The sequence below is a fragment of the Pseudoblastomonas marina genome, assembly GCF_034374265.1.
In the GTDB taxonomy this organism is placed as follows: domain Bacteria; phylum Pseudomonadota; class Alphaproteobacteria; order Sphingomonadales; family Sphingomonadaceae; genus Alteriqipengyuania_A; species Alteriqipengyuania_A marina.
Genome location: NZ_CP139718.1, coordinates 405,844 through 423,556 on the forward strand (window position 1 = coordinate 405,844; position 17,713 = coordinate 423,556).

Annotated in this window: 20 protein-coding genes; 7 read left to right on the forward strand and 13 right to left on the reverse strand. The window is 65.3% G+C overall.

Annotated features, from left to right (window positions below; genetic code table 11):
* Positions 1–3 precede the first annotated feature (3 nt).
* Positions 4–375 (reverse strand): DUF1428 domain-containing protein, encoded by a 372-nt coding sequence (locus tag T8S45_RS01990; RefSeq protein ID WP_322294479.1) that lies wholly within the window; start codon positions 373–375, stop codon positions 4–6.
* Between the two features lie 65 nt (positions 376–440).
* On the opposite strand from T8S45_RS01990, the gene T8S45_RS01995 reads away from it, so the two are divergent.
* Positions 441–1,124 (forward strand): winged helix-turn-helix transcriptional regulator, encoded by a 684-nt coding sequence (locus tag T8S45_RS01995; protein WP_322294480.1) that lies wholly within the window; start codon positions 441–443, stop codon positions 1,122–1,124.
* Here T8S45_RS01995 and T8S45_RS02000 read toward each other — a convergent pair.
* Positions 1,121–1,999, reverse strand: coding sequence for an oxygenase MpaB family protein (locus T8S45_RS02000; protein WP_322294481.1), 879 nt, complete (start codon positions 1,997–1,999; stop codon positions 1,121–1,123). The genes T8S45_RS01995 and T8S45_RS02000 overlap by 4 nt on opposite strands.
* Before the next feature lie 86 nt (positions 2,000–2,085).
* Between T8S45_RS02000 and cobS the strand changes: the two genes are divergently transcribed.
* Positions 2,086–3,078: a cobaltochelatase subunit CobS gene (gene cobS, locus T8S45_RS02005; RefSeq protein WP_188641387.1), complete on the forward strand. Its 993-nt coding sequence runs from the start codon at positions 2,086–2,088 to the stop codon at positions 3,076–3,078.
* Between the two features lie 39 nt (positions 3,079–3,117).
* Positions 3,118–5,229 carry a transglycosylase domain-containing protein gene (locus tag T8S45_RS02010; protein WP_322294482.1) on the forward strand — a complete coding sequence of 704 codons (2,112 nt, stop codon included), beginning with the start codon at positions 3,118–3,120 and terminating at the stop codon, positions 5,227–5,229.
* 75 nt (positions 5,230–5,304) lie between these two features.
* On the opposite strand, the gene T8S45_RS02015 is transcribed toward T8S45_RS02010, so the two are convergent.
* From T8S45_RS02015 to fmt, 3 genes are read right to left on the reverse strand one after another with little or no spacing between them, the layout of a single operon-like run.
* Entirely contained in the window at positions 5,305–6,417 is a 1,113-nt protein-coding gene (locus T8S45_RS02015; protein ID WP_188641389.1) for a zinc-binding dehydrogenase, read from the reverse strand.
* 55 nt (positions 6,418–6,472) lie between these two features.
* Entirely contained in the window at positions 6,473–7,213 is a 741-nt protein-coding gene (truA, locus tag T8S45_RS02020) for a tRNA pseudouridine(38-40) synthase TruA (RefSeq protein WP_322294483.1), read from the reverse strand.
* Complete coding sequence (fmt, locus tag T8S45_RS02025; RefSeq protein ID WP_322294484.1) at positions 7,210–8,115, reverse strand: methionyl-tRNA formyltransferase; 906 nt, start codon at positions 8,113–8,115, stop codon at positions 7,210–7,212. The genes truA and fmt overlap by 4 nt, the downstream gene beginning before the upstream one ends.
* Positions 8,116–8,167: 52 nt before the next feature.
* On the opposite strand from fmt, the gene recR reads away from it, so the two are divergent.
* From recR to T8S45_RS02045, 4 genes are all read left to right on the forward strand, one after another.
* Positions 8,168–8,764 (forward strand): recombination mediator RecR, encoded by a 597-nt coding sequence (gene recR, locus T8S45_RS02030; RefSeq protein WP_188641392.1) that lies wholly within the window; start codon positions 8,168–8,170, stop codon positions 8,762–8,764.
* A 31-nt stretch (positions 8,765–8,795) separates the two neighbouring features.
* Positions 8,796–9,365: a peptide deformylase gene (locus T8S45_RS02035; protein ID WP_322294485.1), complete on the forward strand. Its 570-nt coding sequence runs from the start codon at positions 8,796–8,798 to the stop codon at positions 9,363–9,365.
* A gap of 141 nt (positions 9,366–9,506) precedes the next feature.
* A complete protein-coding gene (locus T8S45_RS02040; protein WP_322294486.1) occupies positions 9,507–10,865 on the forward strand; it encodes a DNA recombination protein RmuC in 1,359 nt (452 codons plus the stop codon).
* Between the two features lie 42 nt (positions 10,866–10,907).
* A complete protein-coding gene (locus T8S45_RS02045) occupies positions 10,908–11,543 on the forward strand; it encodes a hypothetical protein (protein WP_322294487.1) in 636 nt (211 codons plus the stop codon).
* 22 nt (positions 11,544–11,565) lie between these two features.
* On the opposite strand, the gene T8S45_RS02050 is transcribed toward T8S45_RS02045, so the two are convergent.
* The 8 genes from T8S45_RS02050 to T8S45_RS02085 form a co-directional block, all read right to left on the reverse strand.
* Entirely contained in the window at positions 11,566–12,114 is a 549-nt protein-coding gene (locus tag T8S45_RS02050) for a PilZ domain-containing protein (protein WP_322294488.1), read from the reverse strand.
* Between the two features lie 123 nt (positions 12,115–12,237).
* On the reverse strand, positions 12,238–13,053 hold the full coding sequence (locus T8S45_RS02055; RefSeq protein ID WP_322294489.1) for a TrmH family RNA methyltransferase: 816 nt from the start codon (positions 13,051–13,053) through the stop codon (positions 12,238–12,240).
* Between the two features lie 7 nt (positions 13,054–13,060).
* Positions 13,061–13,333, reverse strand: coding sequence for an HPr family phosphocarrier protein (locus T8S45_RS02060; RefSeq protein ID WP_188641397.1), 273 nt, complete (start codon positions 13,331–13,333; stop codon positions 13,061–13,063).
* A 6-nt stretch (positions 13,334–13,339) separates the two neighbouring features.
* Complete coding sequence (locus T8S45_RS02065) at positions 13,340–13,744, reverse strand: PTS sugar transporter subunit IIA (protein ID WP_188641398.1); 405 nt, start codon at positions 13,742–13,744, stop codon at positions 13,340–13,342.
* Between the two features lie 78 nt (positions 13,745–13,822).
* Entirely contained in the window at positions 13,823–14,740 is a 918-nt protein-coding gene (rapZ, locus tag T8S45_RS02070) for an RNase adapter RapZ (RefSeq protein WP_322294490.1), read from the reverse strand.
* Between the two features lie 40 nt (positions 14,741–14,780).
* Complete coding sequence (locus tag T8S45_RS02075) at positions 14,781–15,200, reverse strand: HPr kinase/phosphorylase (RefSeq protein WP_322294491.1); 420 nt, start codon at positions 15,198–15,200, stop codon at positions 14,781–14,783.
* Positions 15,197–16,792 (reverse strand): stimulus-sensing domain-containing protein, encoded by a 1,596-nt coding sequence (locus T8S45_RS02080; RefSeq protein WP_322294492.1) that lies wholly within the window; start codon positions 16,790–16,792, stop codon positions 15,197–15,199. Before T8S45_RS02080 ends, T8S45_RS02075 begins: the two co-directional genes overlap by 4 nt.
* Entirely contained in the window at positions 16,779–17,495 is a 717-nt protein-coding gene (locus tag T8S45_RS02085) for a response regulator transcription factor (protein ID WP_322295179.1), read from the reverse strand. Before T8S45_RS02085 ends, T8S45_RS02080 begins: the two co-directional genes overlap by 14 nt.
* Between the last annotated feature and the right edge of the window lie 218 nt (positions 17,496–17,713).

A 17,713-nucleotide genomic window follows, 5' to 3' on the forward strand; every position in this document is an offset into this window, starting at 1 on the left:
CGCTCAGTCTCCCCCGAGTTCGACGACCGGGGCGAAGCCGCCATAGATCAGCCGCGCGCCGTCGAACGGCATGGGGTTCTTCTCCATGTCCATGCGCGGATCGTCAAAATCCTCCGACATCATCTTGTCCATTGCCGCATCGCGCGTCGCCTTGTCGGGCCATTCGATCCAGCTGAACACCACGCTCTCGTTCTCTTCGGCTTTCACCGCCTTGCGGAAATCGGTGGTCTTGCCGTCCTTCACGTCGTCGGCCCAGCACTCGACGATGCGGATCGCGCCCATGTCGACAAAGGCGCTGTCCGCGTATTTCGCATGGTCGATGAATTTCTGCTTGTTGGCGGTGGGGACCGCGATCACGAACCCGTCGATATACATTTGCTCTCTCCCTTTTCCGACTCGCGACTTGCGAAGAATGACCCGCTCAGTTACATAAATCAACAATGAAGTTACAAAAAGAAACTACACTGCACGGCAAGTGGTATGACGACGCGTGCGGAACGGCTTTCGGCATGGAGGTGATCGGTGAGCGCTGGGCGCTGCTGGTCATCCGCGAGCTGATGTTCGGGCCACGTCGGTTTTCCGACCTGCGCGCGAGCCTGCCGGGGATTTCGGCCAAGGTTCTCACCGAGCGACTGGCAAGCCTCGAAGGCGTGGGCGTCGTCGAACGGATCGAGGTGCCACCCCCGACGCCGGCGCGGCTCTACGGGCTGACGGACTGGGGGCAGTGCGCGGAGCCCCTGATCCAGGAGGTGGGGCGCTGGGCCGCGCGTTCTTCGCGGCACGACCCGACATTGCCGCTGTCGCCTGTCTCGTTGATGCTGTCGTTCCGCACCATGCTTGTACGTGAGCGGCTGGCGCCGCTGGAAGGCTCGGTCGGCTTCGATATCGGGGGCGAGACCTTCGTCGCCTCGCTCACCGGGGATCTCCCGATTGCCCGCGGACAATTCGATGGATGCGATGCGATCATTCGCGCCCCTTCGGCCACCATCATTGCCGCGCATGTCTATGGCGACGTCCCACTAGACGAACTCGAACGCGACGCGGGATTGACGATCGAAGGAGACCGCACGCTGGCGGAACGACTGCTCGCCTGCTTCGAACTCCCGCCCAAGGCCGACGCCTAGTCCGGGTTGCGATACCCGTCGTTCTGTCGGAACGCCCAGCGCAACGTGCGGCCCATCGCCTGCGTGGCAAATCGGGCAGGCAGGGCGCCGATCCCGGGGCGCTCGAGGCCGAGCATGGCGCGGGCGAAGGGCGGCAGTCGTTCGACAGCAGCAGTCGCGATGGCGCGCTGGACCGCTGCCGGGGCCCTTTCGGGCTTGGCGGCGAGCACCAATTGCGCGACCTCGCGTGCCTGCGCGGAGCCCTCCAGTTCGCGCCGGAAGTCCCGGAACAGCTGTTCGGCTTCGTAACGGCTTTCGGGAACCGGATCGGCATCGAGCATTCGCGCGACGACCGCGAACTGGCGGAAATACTCGTCCTGCGCGGCGCGCGGCATGTCGGGGCGGACGAAGGCGCGATAGGCATCGAGGAAGCTCAGCGCTTCGGCCAGATGGACCCAGGCGAGCGTGCGCGGATTCCGCGCCGAGTAGGGCGTGCCGTCAGGCAACCTGCCGCTGACTTGGCCGTGTATTCGATTGACCCGCGCGATGGCATTCATCGCCTCGTCGCGATGGCCGAAAGTGGTCACTGCGATGAAGCGCGCGGTGCGGCGTAACCGGCCGTGCATGTCGGCCCGGAAGTCCGAATGATCGAGCACGCCCTGCAATGCGTGCGGATGGAGCATCTGCAGCAGCAGTCCGCGCACGCCGCCGACCATCATTCCGACGACATCGGCATGGACCATGCGGATCGGCGAATCGCGCTCGAACAGCGCCTCGTCGGAAGGCGGGACCGGTTGCTGGCCGCCCTCGACGTCATTGAAGGTCGCGCGCACCTGAGACACCAGGCGGCTACGGAACGCTTCGGTCGCGCGGTCGAAGGGGGAAGGACGGGTCATTGAGGCACACAATGCGCGGGTCGAACATTGCTGTCGAGCGGGGATAGCTATTGCGGCCCGCCCCGCGCTTCCCTAACTCGCCCGCCATGACCGAGAGCACCGATAGCAAGCCGACCTCCATGGAAACCACCATTCTCGCCGCTCCCGACACCGAAGTCGACGTGCGCGAAACCTTCGGTATCGATCTCGACTGGAAGGTCCCGGCCTTTTCCAAGGCCGATCAGCGCGTGCCCGATCTCGACGAGGATTACGTCTTCGATCCGCAGACCACGAAGGCGGTGCTCGCCGGCTTCGCGCATGATCGCCGGGTGATGATCCAGGGCTATCACGGTACCGGCAAGTCGACCCACATCGAACAGGTCGCCGCGCGGCTCAATTGGCCGACTGTGCGCATCAATCTCGACGCGCATATCAGCCGGATCGACCTGATCGGTCGCGACGCGATCGTGCTCCGCGACGGGCTGCAGGTCACCGAATTTCGCGAAGGCCTGCTGCCGTGGGCGCTCCAGCACCCGGTGGCGCTGGTGTTCGACGAATACGACGCCGGTCGCCCCGACGTGATGTTCGTGATCCAGCGGGTGCTCGAGCAACAGGGCAAGCTGACCCTGCTCGACCAGAACCGCGTGATCCGCCCCGATCCGTATTTCCGCCTGTTTGCCACTGCCAACACGGTGGGCCTCGGCGACACGAGCGGGCTCTATCACGGTACGCAGGCGATCAACCAGGGCCAGATGGACCGTTGGAACATCGTCGTCGGATTGAACTATCTCCCGCAGGACACCGAGGTCGAGATCGTCTCGGCCAAGGCGCAGGGCGTCGACGAAAAGACCGTCACCGCGATGGTCAAGGTCGCCGACCTCACCCGCCAGGGCTTCATCAACGGCGACATCTCGACCGTGATGAGCCCGCGCACCGTGCTCACCTGGGCGCAGAATACCGCGATCTTCGACGATATCGGTTTCGCCTTCCGCCTCTCGTTCCTCAATAAGTGCGACGAGACCGAACGCATGCTTGTGGCCGAATATTACCAGCGCGTTTTCGGCGAGGAATTGCCCGAAAGCGCCGTCGGCGCAGGTTAAGCTTGGCGAAAGCTGTCTTAAGCTGTTAACACAGCAGTGATGCACGGTTCGACCTACACCGAATCCGGATGGAGACGCTTCTGGCCGTTCGGGCGCCGCCAGCGCGAAGAGCGTGCGCAGTTCGAAGCGCGGCTGTCCGATTACGATCGGCGACTGGCCGAACTCGAGACCGATCTTGAAGGCGGGGCGAGCGGTGCGGCGGGCAAGCTCGCTCCTGCCGGGGGTCACTCGTGGGGTTGGTGGATCAAGCGTGGGCTGCTCGCTTGCCTCGCGATCTTCGTGCTGCTCGTCGCCTATCTCGCAATCACCGCGCCGCTATCGAAGTCGCTGCAGCCGATCGCTGCGCCGCAGATCACCTTGCTCGCCGCAGACGGCACGCCGATCGCGCGCAACGGGGCGATGGTGGCCGAGCCGGTCAAGGTCGCCGAGCTGCCCGAGCACGTCATCCAGCCCTTCCTCGCGATCGAGGACCGGCGGTTCTACGATCATTGGGGCGTCGATCCGCGCGGGATAGGGCGCGCGGTCTTCACCGGCGTGGGCGGGGGCAGCACGATCACCCAGCAGCTCGCCAAGTTCACCTTCCTGACCCCTGAGCGGACGCTCACGCGCAAGGCGCGCGAGGCGCTGATCGCGTTCTGGCTCGAAGCGCGACTGACCAAGGACGAGATCCTCGAACGCTACCTCTCGAACGCCTATTTCGGCGACAACATGTACGGGCTGCGTGCGGCTTCGATGCATTATTTCTACCGCAAGCCGGAGAACCTGAAGCCCGAACAGGCGGCGATGCTGGCAGGGCTGCTCAAGGCACCCTCGCGGCTTGCGCCGACCAAGAATTACGACCTCGCCAAGGAGCGTTTCAGGCTGGTCGTGGGCTCGATGGTCGAGGCAGGCTTCCTGACCGAAGCGCAGGCCGCCGCAATGCGCCCGCCAGCGCTCGACGTCCGGACCGAGCGCGACCTGCCGACCGGCACCTATTTCGCCGACTGGGCGCTGCCCGAGGCGCGGAAATTGTCCGAGGTCGGCTATAATCGCGCGACGATCACCACCACGCTCGATGCGCGGTTGCAGGCGGCCGCCAGGCGAGCGGTCGAACGCGCACCGGGCGGGGCGCAGGTAGCGCTGGTGGCGATGCGTCCCAACGGGGAAGTCGTCGCGATGGTCGGGGGGCGCGACTATTCGCAAAGCGCGTTCAATCGCGTGACGCAGGCCAAGCGGCAGCCCGGCTCGACCTTCAAGCTGTTCGTCTACCTCGCCGCGCTCGAGGCGGGGATGCGACCCACCGACACGATCGACAACCGCCCGATCACCGAGGGTTCGTACCGCCCGCAGAACTCGGGCGAGCGCTATTCGGACGCGATCACGCTCGAAGAGGCGTTCGCGCGCTCTTCGAACGTCGCGGCGGTGCGGCTGTGGCAGAAAGTCGGCGACGACGCGGTGATCGATGTCGCGCGGCGGCTGGGTGTGAGCTCGTCGATCACGCCGGGCGATCCGAGCGTCGCGCTCGGCACCTCGACGATGACGCTGATGGAACTCACCGCGGCCTACGCTGCGGTCGCGGCGGGCGAATACCCGGTCGAACCGCGCGCCTTCCCGGCCGAGGAGAAGAGCTGGTTCGAGCAGTTGACCAGCGGCGGCGGCTTCTCGCGCCGGGTGCAGGACGACATGCAGACGCTGCTGCGTGCAGCGATCAACAAGGGCACCGGGCGTGCGGCGATGCTGCGGGTGCCCAATTTCGGCAAGACCGGCACGACGCAGGACAATCGCGATGCGCTGTTCGTCGGCTTTGCGGGAGACCTCGTGGTCGGCGTGTGGGTCGGCAACGACGACAATTCGCCGCTCGGCAATGTTTCGGGAGGCACCGTGCCGGCGCGTATCTGGCGCGACTTCATGACCGCGGCGCTCGGCGGTCGGGTCGCGCTCCCGTCGCCTTCGCCGGCCCCGGCGGAGGACCCCGGCACCCCGATCGAGCCGCAGGACGTGCCCGATATCGAGGATATCCCGCTCGGCGAGAACGGAGCTCGCATGCGGATCCGCGACGGCGAGGTCGTGATCGAGGGGGATGCCGACGTGCCGATCGATTTCCGCATCGACGAGGACGGAATCCGTGTCGAACCGCGGCGGCGCGAGGAAGAGGCCGCACCCGAACAGTAAAAAGGGCCCCGATCTCTCGGAGCCCATTTTCACCCGTTGCGGTTTTTACGGCCTGCTCTCGTGCGGGACCGGCGGTCAGCCATTGGGTGTGACGAGGTATTTCTCGCCCGTCGCCATCTTGCGATAATCGAGGATCGCATCCTTGGTCAGCATTTCCTCGAGCCCGACCTTCTTCTTGTAGCTGCTGGCGAAGGTGGTGGTGAGGTTGTCGAGCACGCGCTGGCGCATCCGCATGACCGTTTCCATCCCGGCGTTCTGGAGGAACGGCGTCAGCAGCCAGCCCGACAGCGTCCAGCCAAAGCCATAGGACGGCGTGAGGGTGGTCGGCCCGAAGTCGAGCCGGCCGTAGATGAACATGCGCTTCGCCTGGTTCGAGCCGTAGCGCGAATATTCGTCCATCTTCGCGACCGCGACCTGCTCCATCGCCTTGAAGCAATGGTCGACCATCTGGCCGCCACCGATCGGATCGAAGCCGTAGAACGCGCCGGTCGCATCGATCGCCTTGCGCAGCTGGTCCATGAAATCGTCGTCGGAGGAATTGACCACCCATTCGGCGCCCTGCGACTTGAGCAGTTCGGCCTGCTCGTCCTTGCGCACGATATTGACCAGCGCGATCCCGTCTTCCTGGCAGATGCGGTTGAGCATTTGGCCGAGATTGGAGGCGCCGACCGTGTGGAGGATTGCGCCCTGGCCATCGGCCTTAGCGTTCTCGACGAAGCCGAGCGCGGTCATCGGATTGACGAAGCTCGATGCGCCTTCCTCGGCGCTGTGATCGCCCAGCGGCAGGCACATCGTCGCATCGGCGATCGCATATTGGCTGAACGCGGTGCCGGGCACGCAGGCGACACGTTGCCCGACCAGCGCTTGCGCCATCTCGCCGTCGCCCGCAGCGACGACGGTGCCCGCGCCTTCATTGCCCGCGGGGAGGCGCTGGCCGTGACGCGCCTTCGAACCGGTGTTGAACGGTTCGGGCATGTTGGCGACCACCTTGCCCGGCGAGTATTCGGCGTTCTCGAAATCGGCCGCCCCGGTCAGGATCGCGAGGTCCGACGGGTTGATCGGCGCGGCCTCCATCTTGACCAGCACCTGGTTGTCCTTCGGATCGGGGAAGGTGCTCTCGGCGATTTCGAGTGTGAGGGTGCCGTCGCTTTCGAGCGTGGTGAAGAGCTGCTTGCCGGTGGTGGTCATTGGGTTCTCCTTTGCAACTTATGTTAAGGTGCGGTGGGACCGAATACAACCGCAGTCAGGGATATGCGGCCTCGACGAAATACAGCCCCTCGGGCGGTGCATTCAGCCCCAGCGCCTGCCGATCGCGCGCTTCGAGCGCATGGCGCAAATCCTGCGCCGTCCATTGTCCCTTTCCGACCAGCGAGAGACACCCGACCATCGAGCGGACCTGATGATGGAGGAAGCTGCGTGCCGCGGCGTGGATGTGAACTTCGTTGCCGTGGCGTTCGACGTCGAGGCGGTCGAGCGTTTTGACCGGGCTGTCCGACTGGCAATGGACCGAGCGGAAGGTGGTGAAATCGTGACGTCCGACGAGCGATTGCGCGGCCTCGTGCATCGCCGCTGCGTCGAGTTCGGTCGCGACATGCCAGACGCGTCCGCGATCGAGCGTCGGGCGCGCGCGGCGGTTGAGGATGCGGTAGAGATAGCTTCGCTCCACGCACGAAAAGCGCGCGTGCCAATCATCGTCGACCGTCTCGCACGCGATCACCACGATCGGATCGGGCCGCAGATGCGCGTTGATCGCCTCCATCAGCCGGAACGGCGCGATCTCCTTTGCGATATCGGCATGGACGCGCATGCCGAGCGCATGGACGCCGGCATCGGTGCGACCGGCGGCGTGGACGCGCACCTCTTCGCCGGTGACGCCGTGGATCGCCTCTTCGAGTGATTGCTGCACGCTCGGCCCGTGCTTCTGGCGCTGGAGCCCGAAAAACGGTCCGCCGTCGAATTCGATGGTGAGCGCGAACCGGGTCAAGCGAGCCGGGTCCCTTCGGGGAGGGAATAACCGCGCAGCAGGTCGGCCGTATCCATCGCCGGCTTGCCCGCGCGCTGGATCCGGGTCGGGCGCAGCGCACCGTAACCGCAGGCGATCGTCAGCTCGTCGTCGAGGACCTTGCCGGGGATGCCTTCATGCCCGTGTACCTCCGCGGCGAGGACCTTGAAGCGCTCGCCCTCGTGCTCGAACCATGCGCCGGGGAAGGGCGCGAAGGCGCGGACCTTGCGCTCGAGCGCGACCGCACCCTCGGACCAGTCGAGCCGCGCCTCGCGCTTGTCGATCTTCTTGGCGTAGGTCGCTTCCTTGTCGTCCTGCTCGATCGGCTGGTGCAGGTCGAGGTCGCGCAGCGTGCCGACCATCAGTTGCGCGCCGATCTCGGCCAGTTCCTCGGTCAGCGCTCCGGCGGTCTTGTTCTCGATCGGCACGCGCGCGGTCGCGAGCATCGGCCCGGTATCGAGCCCGGCCTCCATCTGCATGATGGTGATCCCGGTCACGCTGTCGCCGGCAAGAATCGCCCGCTGGATCGGTGCAGCGCCACGCCATTTGGGCAGAAGCGAGGCATGGACGTTGAGTGCGCCCTTCGTGGGGATGTCGAGCACCGCCTGCGGCAGGATCAACCCGTAAGCGGCTACCACCAGCAGGTCGGGCTCGAGCTCTGCCAACCGCGCTTGTTCGGCGACATCGCGCAGGCTTTCCGGATGCCGCACCTCGATATGGCGCGTCTCCGCCTCTTCATGCACGGGCGTGCGCTGAAGCTTCTTGCCGCGCCCGGCCTTCCTCGGCGGCTGGGTGTAGGCCGCTGGGATCGTGTGCCCCGCCTCGTCGAGCGCGACGAGCGTCGGCACCGCGAAATCGGGCGTTCCCATGAAGACGATGCGCATAGCTTTCCCGCGATCCTTTCGCATTGCGTGATCGCGCCCTATCTGTGCCCCCATGGCATCGCAAGAGATCGAAGCGCTGGCCTCGGCCCTGGCGCGGCTGCCCGGCCTCGGCCCGCGTTCGGCGCGGCGCGCAGTGCTGTGGCTGGTCAAGAACCGCGAGCGCGCGCTGCCGCAGCTGGTCGAGACGCTGGCGGCGGTGCAGGACACGCTGGTCGAATGCGAGACCTGCTTCAACGTCGATACCCGCAACCCTTGCGGAATCTGCGCCGATCCCCGCCGCGATGCGAAGTCGATCTGCGTGGTCGAGGACGTCTCGGACCTGTGGGCACTCGATCGCGCGCGGCTGTTCCAAGGTACCTATCATGTGCTCGGCGGGCGGCTATCGGCCCTCGACGGTGTGCGGCCCGAGGACCTCACGGTGGGCGAGCTCCTCCAACGGGTCGAAGCGGGGGGCGTGGACGAGGTGGTTCTCGCCATGAACGCCACGCTCGAAGGCCAGACTACCGCGCATTACCTCGCCGAGCGGCTCGAGGCATTCCCGGTCAAGGTCACGCAATTGGCGCATGGCCTGCCGGTGGGTGGGGAACTGGACTACCTCGACGAAGGCACTCTGGCACAGGCGCTGCGCGCGCGGCGTCCGGTGGATTGAAAGCGCGCCTAAGAGCGACTAAATAGCATCCATGGCTATCCGCGAAATCCTCGAAGTGCCGGATCCCCGGCTCAAGACCGTGTCGACTCCCGTCGAGAAGGACGAGTTCGACGACGATCTGCGCACCCTCGTCGACGACATGTTCGAGACGATGTACGCCGCGCCGGGCATCGGCCTCGCCGCGATTCAGGTCGGCGTGCCCAAGCGCGTGCTCGTGATCGATCTGCAGGAGCCCGACGAAAGCGCTGATGCCGAAGATTGCGGCGACGACGAATGCGGCCACGACCACCGCCCGATGGTCCGCAACCCTCGCACCTTCATCAATCCCGAAATCCTTGACCCGGCCGAGGAACTGGCGACGTACCAGGAAGGTTGCCTGTCGGTGCCTGACATCTACGCCGACGTCGATCGTCCCGCGACCTGCCGCGTCCGCTACCAGGACCTCGATGGCAATGTGCACGAGGAAGACATGACGGGCCTGATGGCGACCTGCATCCAGCACGAGATGGACCACCTCGAAGGCATCCTGTTCATCGACCACCTCTCGCGCCTCAAGCGCAACATGGCGCTGAAGAAGCTCAGGAAGCTGCAGGCGGCTTGATTCTTTTGGTCATCCCCGCGCAGGCGGGGATCCAGAGTGAGGTCGTGCCAGGTCGCCGTGGATTCTCGCCTTCGCGGGAATGACGGGGAAGAGAGTATCGACCCTCTGGCGTTCCGTTTCCGTTCCGCGTAACGTCGGCGCATGGATCCGACCTTTCTCGCTATCATCGCACTTGTTATCGGCCTCGCTCTTGGCGGCGGTGTTGGCTGGTATATCGGCTCGCGCCCGGCCTCCGACCTCAAGGCCAAGCTGGCCGAGAGCGAAGCTACGGGCGCAGCGCGCGAGGAGGAATTCAAGCGGGCAACCAAGGAATTGGGTGAGGCGCAGATCAGAATCGCGACGCTCGAAGCCAACGCCGCCAATTTCGACAAGCAGTTGGAACAGATGCGTGAGGCGCGCGAGGCGCTGGTCGACCAGTTCAAGGCGACCAGCGGCGAGGTCCTGTCGAAGGCGCAGGAGGAATTCCTCAAGCGCGCCGACGAAAAATTCGGCTCGGCAGAGAAGGCCAACAAGGAAGCGGTCGCTTCGCTGTTGAAGCCGGTCAGCGAGCGGCTCAAAGCCTATGAGGAGCAGGTCGGCAGCCTGGAGAAACAGCGCGCCGACGCGTTCAGCGGGCTTCGGACGCAGATCGAGGAAATGCGGAAGGGCCAGGAAGAGGTCCGGCGCGAGGCGCAGCGGCTTGGCAATTCGCTCACCAATGCGCCCAAGGCGCGTGGGCGCTGGGGCGAACGTGCACTGCAGAACGTGCTCGAGCAATGCGGCCTGTCCGAGCACACCGATTTTGACCTCGAACATTCGCTCGATACCGACGAGGGCCGGTTGCGACCCGATGCAATCGTACACGTGCCCGGCCAGAAGAAGCTGGTGATCGACGCCAAGGTGTCGTTGAACGCCTACCAGGCAGCATTCGAGGCCGAGGGCGACGAGGAGCGCGTGCGCCATCTCGACCTGCATGCCAAGTCGATGCGCAGCCACGTCCAGACGCTCGGTTCGAAAAGCTATCAGAGCCAGTTCGACGATTCGCCCGACTATGTCGTGATGTTCGTCCCCGGCGAGCATTTCGTCGCCGCCGCGCTCGAACACGACCCCGAGCTGTGGGATTTCGCATTCCGCAACAAGGTTTTGCTCGCAACTCCTACGAACCTGGTGGCGATCGCGCGCACGGTAGCGCAGGTCTGGCGGCAGGACACGATAGCGCGCGAAGCGGTCGAGATCGGCAAGATGGGCGCCGAGCTCTACGACCGGCTCGCCATCGCCGCCGAGCACATGAAGCGCGTCGGTGGCGGGCTCGAAAGCGCGGTCAAGAATTACAACAAGTTCGTCGGTTCATTTGAGAGGAATGTTCTCTCCGCCGGGCGTCGCTTGCAGGACAAGGGGATCGAGATCGGCAAGCGCGAGATCGAGGAAATTCCCCAGATCGCCGAGACTCCTACCTACACCGCCGAAGACGCCGCGCAGATCGAGGACGGCACCAACGAGGGTCGCGAGGCGGCGGAGTAGTTGCTACCAAGCTCGGGGCGCGCAAATCGGGGGAGGTTTTCCGTGAAATCCCTGTGTCTTTCCGCTGTCTTCTCGATGGCGGCGCTTTCCACGCCCACCTCCGCCCAGCAGAGCTATCCGCCGCGCGACGATTGTCGCGGCGATGTGGCGGCGCAGGCTTTTCGCCACACGCTCACCACCGCGGTCGCCAACCGCAATGCGGCGATGCTGCGCCCGCTGGTCGCGCCGGAGGTCGAACTCGATTTCGGAGGGGGCTCGGGCTGGGAAGCCTTCGCCGCGCGGCTCGACGATCCCGCTTATGCGCTGTGGGAAGAACTCGATCGCGTGCTGCTGCTCGGCTGCGCGGTCATGAAAGGCGGCGAACTCACGTTGCCGTGGCACTGGGCGCAGGACTTCGGCGACATCGACTATTTCGAGACGATGCTGGTGACCGGCAGCGCCGTGCCGCTCCGCGCCGCGGCCGCCCCCGACGCGCCGGTGCGTGCGCGGATCGACTGGGGACTGGTGACGCTGGTCGAGGGCTGGGACCCGGAGGCCGAATATCTCGAAGTCCGCGATGGCCGGCAACGCACGGGCTTCATCCGCAGCGATCGATTGCGATCTATGGTCGATTATCGCTTGCTCGCGCGGCTCGGCCCCGGAGGCTACCGGATCGTCGCCTTCATCGCCGGCGATTGAGACGGCCCGGGACTGCTCGGCTTCAGCCCAGCGCGCGCAGTTTCTGAGAGGCGAGGTCGAGCACCTGCAGCTGGTTCATGTAGCGGGCGATCACCTCCGGATCGTTGCTCAGGAGATCGGCCAGCTTGTCCAGCTTGTCGGCGATCTGGTGAAGATCGTTGCGCTCCCCGACGGTCGATTTCAGCGTATGGCTGGCGATATGCGCCTTGTCGGCCACCGGGTACACATGTTTCGCCTGCTGGACGATGCGATCGACCTGCTGCTGGTGCTCATGCCCGCTCTTCATCCATGAATCGACCGAGACGCGCCGTTCGAACTGGAAACCGATGTTCTTCTCGCTACGCCGCGTGACCTTGCCCGGGACCGAGAGGTTTCCACGGATAAGCCGACAGGTAGCGCCGGCATCGGGCAAATTGTTGGCTTCGATCAGAGCCCCGCTTTCGGACAGGTTGCGAACCCTCACCGCACCCGACATCGTGTCGGACACCAGCGTTGCCATGACGAAGAGGTTGGTGCGCGGAGCGGCCCGCCGACACATGTCGGGGCGTTCGTACGTGGCAGCGTTATCCATGGGGAGCCTGTTGAGGTTTAGGAATTAAGGTCACCTAGTAACATATCATGTATTTTGCACTAACTCGCCGCAAGGCCCGTTCCCGACTTCTCCTGAACGGTGTCGCGCAAGGCAAATTTAGCGTTATTCGAACGTGTCGAGCACCTCATAGGCGAGCACTGCGGCGGCAATCGCGGCGTTGAGGCTGTCGGCGCGGCCCTTCATCGGCATCGTCACGCGCAGGTCGCAGGCGGCTTCGTAGGCTTCGGGCAGTCCGCGCGATTCGTTGCCGACCATGACGAAGCAGGGTGCGGTATAAGGAGCGCCGCGATACGGCACGGCGTCGCGCAGCGACGCGGCGACGAGTTGGCCCCCGGTTTCCCCCTCGCCCTGTCGCAACCAGGCGTGGAATTCCTCCCACGAGGCACGCGCGATTCTCTGGGTGAACAGCGCCCCCATACTCGCACGGACGGCCTCGACCGAGAACGGGTCGGCACAATCGTCGACCAGGATCAACCCGCCGGCGCCCACCGCGTCGCCAGTCCGTAGCATGGTTCCGAGATTGCCCGGGTCGCGCAGCGCCTGCGCCACCAGCCAGATATCGGCCGAGGATCGATCGAGCGTGTCGAGCGTCGTGTCAAATTCGGTGAACACCCCGGCGACCGCCTGGGGGTTGTCCTTCCCGGTGACCTTGGCGAGCAGCGCCGGCTCAATCTCGAGCACTTGGCCACCGGCATCCCCTACCGCCGCTTCGAGCGCATCGAGCAGGGGATGGGGTTCGCGACCGGTTGCCAGCGCCAGCAATTCGGGGACGTGGCCGGTCTCGCGCGCATCGGTCAGCAGGCGCAAACCTTCGGCCAGGAACCTGCCCTCGCGCTTGCGGTGCTTCTTTTCGCGCAGCGAGCGCATGAACTTGACGGTGGGATTAGAGAACCCGGTGATGGTGCGCCGCTCGGCCAACGCTGCCTCAGTCCTCGCCGAAGCCGTCTTTGACGAGCCCGACCAGCTTGGCGAGCGCAGCGTCGGAATTCTCGCCGTCGACGCAGATCTCGATCGTGTCGCCGCGCGCCGCGCCGAGCATCATCAGGCCGAGGATCGAACCGCCGCCCGCGCGGGTGCCATCCTTGCCGACTTGCACGTCGAGCCCGTCCGCCAGCTGGCTGACCATGCCGACGAATTTCGCGCTGGCTCGCGCGTGCAGGCCCTTTTCGTTGACGATGGTGACGGTTTCGCAGGGCACTCGGGTTCAGGCTTCCTGCGCGAGGAATTCGCTCGCCACGGTGATGTAATTGCGCCCCGCCTCGCGGGCGGCGGTTACCGCGTCGCCCAATGCCATCGCCTTGCGCGCACCGGCCAGGCGGATCAGCATCGGCAGGTTGGTCCCCGCGATTACCTCGACCTCGCCTTCGCGCATCAGCGAGATGGCAAGGTTGGAAGGGGTGCCGCCGAACAGGTCGGTGAGAATGACGACGCCGGCGCCGTCGTTCACATCCTTCACGCCCTTGGCGATTTCGCGCCGGCGGGCTTCCATGTCGTCGTTCGGTCCGATGCAGACCGTCGCGACGCCTTTCTGGGTGCCGACCACGTGCTCCATCGCCTCGACGAAAGTCTCGGCGAGTTGGCCGTGCGTAACGAGTACGATACCGATCATCAGTGCGTAATTGCTCTAATCCAATGCGTAGGACAGCGGCCCTTAGACCTTTACGGATGTTATGTCAGCCCGGATGTATCAAGGCTGTGGCTGAGTGCCTTCAACCAGTTCTGCGCCGCGCGATTTTAGCGTCCGATGAATGAGCGTCGGGCTGCGTCCGGTGGCGCGAAGCCGCTCGGTCAGCTTGCGCGCGGTGAACACCGAACGGTGGCGTCCGCCGGTGCACCCGAACGCAATCGTAAGGTAGCCGCGCCCTTGCGCCTCGTAGCGTGGCAGCAAAGTCAGGATCAGGTCCTCGATCCGGCCATAGGCGTCGGCGAAAGCCGGGTCGTTCTCGATATGCCGCGCCACCGCCTCATCCTCGCCGGTGAGCGGGCGCAGCTTCTCGTCCCAATGCGGATTGTCGAGAAAGCGCATGTCGAAAACGAGGTCGGCAACCGGCGGTATCCCTCTCGCAAAGCCGAAACTCATCACGCTCAGCGCCATCCGCCGCTCGCTCTTGGGGGAGAAATGCTCGCGGATCGATTGCTGGAGGTCGTGCGGGGTGAACTTGGTCGTGTCGATCACGAAGTCGGCGCGCTCGCGCAGCCGGGCGAGCAGTTCGCGCTCGGCCGCGAGCGCCTCGTGCACGGGGCGCCCCTGCGCCAGCGGGTGCGGTCGTCGGGTCTCGTTATAGCGGCGCTCGAGCTCCTGGCCGGCGCAATCGACGAACAGGAGGGTGACCGATACGTCGTCGCGCGCTTCGAGAAGGGCGAGGTATTCGAGGAATTTGCGCGGCACGAATTCGCGCGTCCGGGCATCGAACCCGATCGCGACGGCGGAGCTTCCCGGACCTTCGGCGAGCAGATCCTGCACCTGACGCTTGAGGAAACGGAGCGGGAAATTGTCGATCATTTCCCAGCCAAGGTCTTCGAGCTGGCGCAATGCGGTGGTCTTGCCGGCCCCGAGCAGCCCGGTGACCAGCAGCAATTCCAGCTTGTCGTGCGTTTCGCTCATCTTCGCGGGGTGTGGACCTTCGACGGTGCGATGTGAAGGCCTATCGATCGAGCCCGAACATATCGAGCGCCGCCTCGACCCGCAGCGCGAGCGCGAGCTTGGAAGGATAGAGCCGAATCTCGGGAACGGTGCAGCCGGCGACCCTGCGCTGTTCCGGTCCGAGCGGCAGGCGCGGGGGATCCTTGGCGAGCGTGATCCACAGGCAGGCGGGCGCGCCGACCGGTTCCATCTCGACGATCCCGACATTGCGGATCTCGATCAAGCCTTCGGTTTCGACCGGCGGCGCAGCGTGCAGCCGCCCGCCTTCGGGCGAGACGACCACGCCATCGTCGCCGATCAGCCGCGCTCCCCGGTCGATCAGTTCGAGCGCGAGGCTCGACTTGCCGCTGCCCGATGGTCCGGCGATCAAAACCCCGCGCCCGTCGATCGCGACACCGGTGACGTTGGGCAGTTTCTTCATTTGGCCGGAATCCTGAGAACGAAGCGCGCGCCGTTCTCTCCGTCGAGCCGTGCGCCCACTTCGAGCGTGCCGTCATGGGCTCGAGCGATGGTGCGCGCGATGGCGAGGCCAAGCCCGCTGTGACGACCGAAGCCGTCAGGTTCGGGCCGCTGGGTGTAGAAGCGCTCGAATACCTTCTCGCGCAATTCCTCGGCGATCCCGGGACCGCGATCGCTGACCGCTAGCTGGACCTTGCGATCCTGGCGCGCAACCGTGATCGAAACCGGCGCTCCGCGCGGGGAAAAGGACTGGGCGTTGTCGATGAGGTTTTCGATCACCCGTTCGAGCTGGCTCTCGTCGCCCCGGACGGTGAACGGCCCCGGAGTCGAGGCAACTAGCTCGAGCCAGTTCTCGCTGTCGCTCTCGGGCCGGCGGCGCGCCTCCACGATGCGCTCGGCCAAAGCGTGGAGGTCGATCACCTCGAACTCGGTGCGGCTGATCTCCGCATCGATCCGGCTGAGGTCGGAAATCTCGGTCACGAGCCGGTCGATGCGGCGCACGTCGGCGGCGATGATGTCGAGCAGCTGGGTGCGCAATTCGGGCTGCTCGACCCGTTCGAGCGATTCCATCGCGCTGCGCATCGAGGCGAGCGGGTTCTTGAGTTCGTGCGCGACATCGGCGGCGAAGCTTTCGACCGCGTCGATCCGGTTGCGCAAGGCCTCGGCCATGTCGGAAACCGCGCGCGCCAGCTGCCCGATCTCGTCGCCACGTTCGGGGAGGCGGGGGACGACCACTTCGCGCTCGCGCCCCATCCGCACCCGGCTGGCGGCCGAGGCGAGGTCCTTCAACGGGGTCACGATCGTCCGCGCGAGGAACAGCGCAAGCTGGATCGAAGCGGCCAGCGCGACGAGGATGATCAGTGCGAGTGTCCCGCGCGCATCGCGCACGCTTTGCGTAATGTCGCGTGGATTGGCCGATACGAGTACCGCTTCGCCCGAAAAACCGATCGGGGCCGCGGCCGTGATCACCGGGGTGCGATCCGGTGCGTAGCGCTGGAACACGACGGTGCGTCCGGTCGCGAGTGCGGCGGCGATCTCGTTCCACTGGCTCGCGCTTTCGCGCTGCGGGTCGCGATAGGGGGGAACGGGCTGGGCGCCGAGCAGCGCGTCTGTCGCGCGATCGAGGTAGCCGGGCAGGCGCTTGAAGAAATTGCCGCTGTCCGGCGGGCCGAGGGTGTAGCCCGGCTCGGCGAGATCGAAGCTATCGGCCACGAGGCGCCCCCGCGGATCGTAGGTGCGGATGCGGGAACGCTGGTCGCGCGCAATTTCGACGATCAGCCGCTCGCGGGCTTCGGCATCGGGGAGCGCTACCAGCGCATCGGACACGATCTCCGCCTCGCTGCGTGCGGTCTCGAACCGTTCGACCAGTAATTGGTTGCGGTAGGAATCGAGATAGAACAGGCTGCCCGCGAACAACGCCAGCGCGAAGATGTTGACGAACAGGATCCGCGCGGTGAGCGGAATGCTGCGCGTCCAGAAGAGCGGATCGCGCAGCGGCGCGGCGGGTGCGCCGACCGGCCCGTTCCCGTCCGCTGCTGGGTCAGGCTTCGCCAAAGGAATAGCCCGCCCCGTAGAGCGTTTCGATGGCCCCGAATTCACCGTCGACCTTGCGGAACTTGCGACGCATCCGCTTGATGTGGCTGTCGATCGTGCGGTCATCCACGAACACGTCGTCGCTATAGGCTGCGTCCATAAGCTGGTTGCGCGTCTTGATCAGGCCTGGGCGGGTGGCCAGCGCCTCGAGAATGAGGAATTCGGTCACCGTGAGCGACACGGGCTCACCGTCCCAGGTCACGCGATGGCGATCGGGATCCATGCACAGTCTGCCGCGACGCATCACGCCGTCCTGCTCGGGACGGTCGTATTCTTCGGGCTGGCCCATGTCGGGTGCCGGGGCGGCGAAATCGGCGCGCCGCAGGATCGCGCGGGCGCGCGCGATCAGCAACCGCTGGCTGAAGGGCTTGGCGATGTAATCGTCTGCCCCCAGTGACAAGCCGAGCGCCTCGTCGCTTTCTTCGTCCTTCGAGGTGAGGAAAATGACCGGCAGGTCGGAACTCTTGCGCAGCTCGCGCAGCAATTCGAGCCCGTCCATCTGCGGCATCTTGATGTCGAGAATGGCGAGGTCGGGCGGATTGCTCCGCAGCGCCTTCAGGGCGCTCGCCCCGTCCGAATAGACGCGCGTGGCGAAGCCTTCGGACTGCAGGGCGATCGAGACGCTGGTGAGGATGTTGCGATCGTCGTCGACCAGCGCGATCACCTTGCGGCCATCGTCGCCATCGGCATTGTCGGGCGTGTCGCTGGCGGTCTCGGTTTCCAAGCGGAAGACATCCTTTTACGTATCTGTTTGGCACAGCCCTAGCGAGGGGGTGTGGAACAGACAATATTCGGGCCTGACTTGTGAGCGTTCACAATGATCCAAGCTGTTGATTCATCGTCCTAACCATCTGGCAATAGGCGCGAATTGACGGAATCACG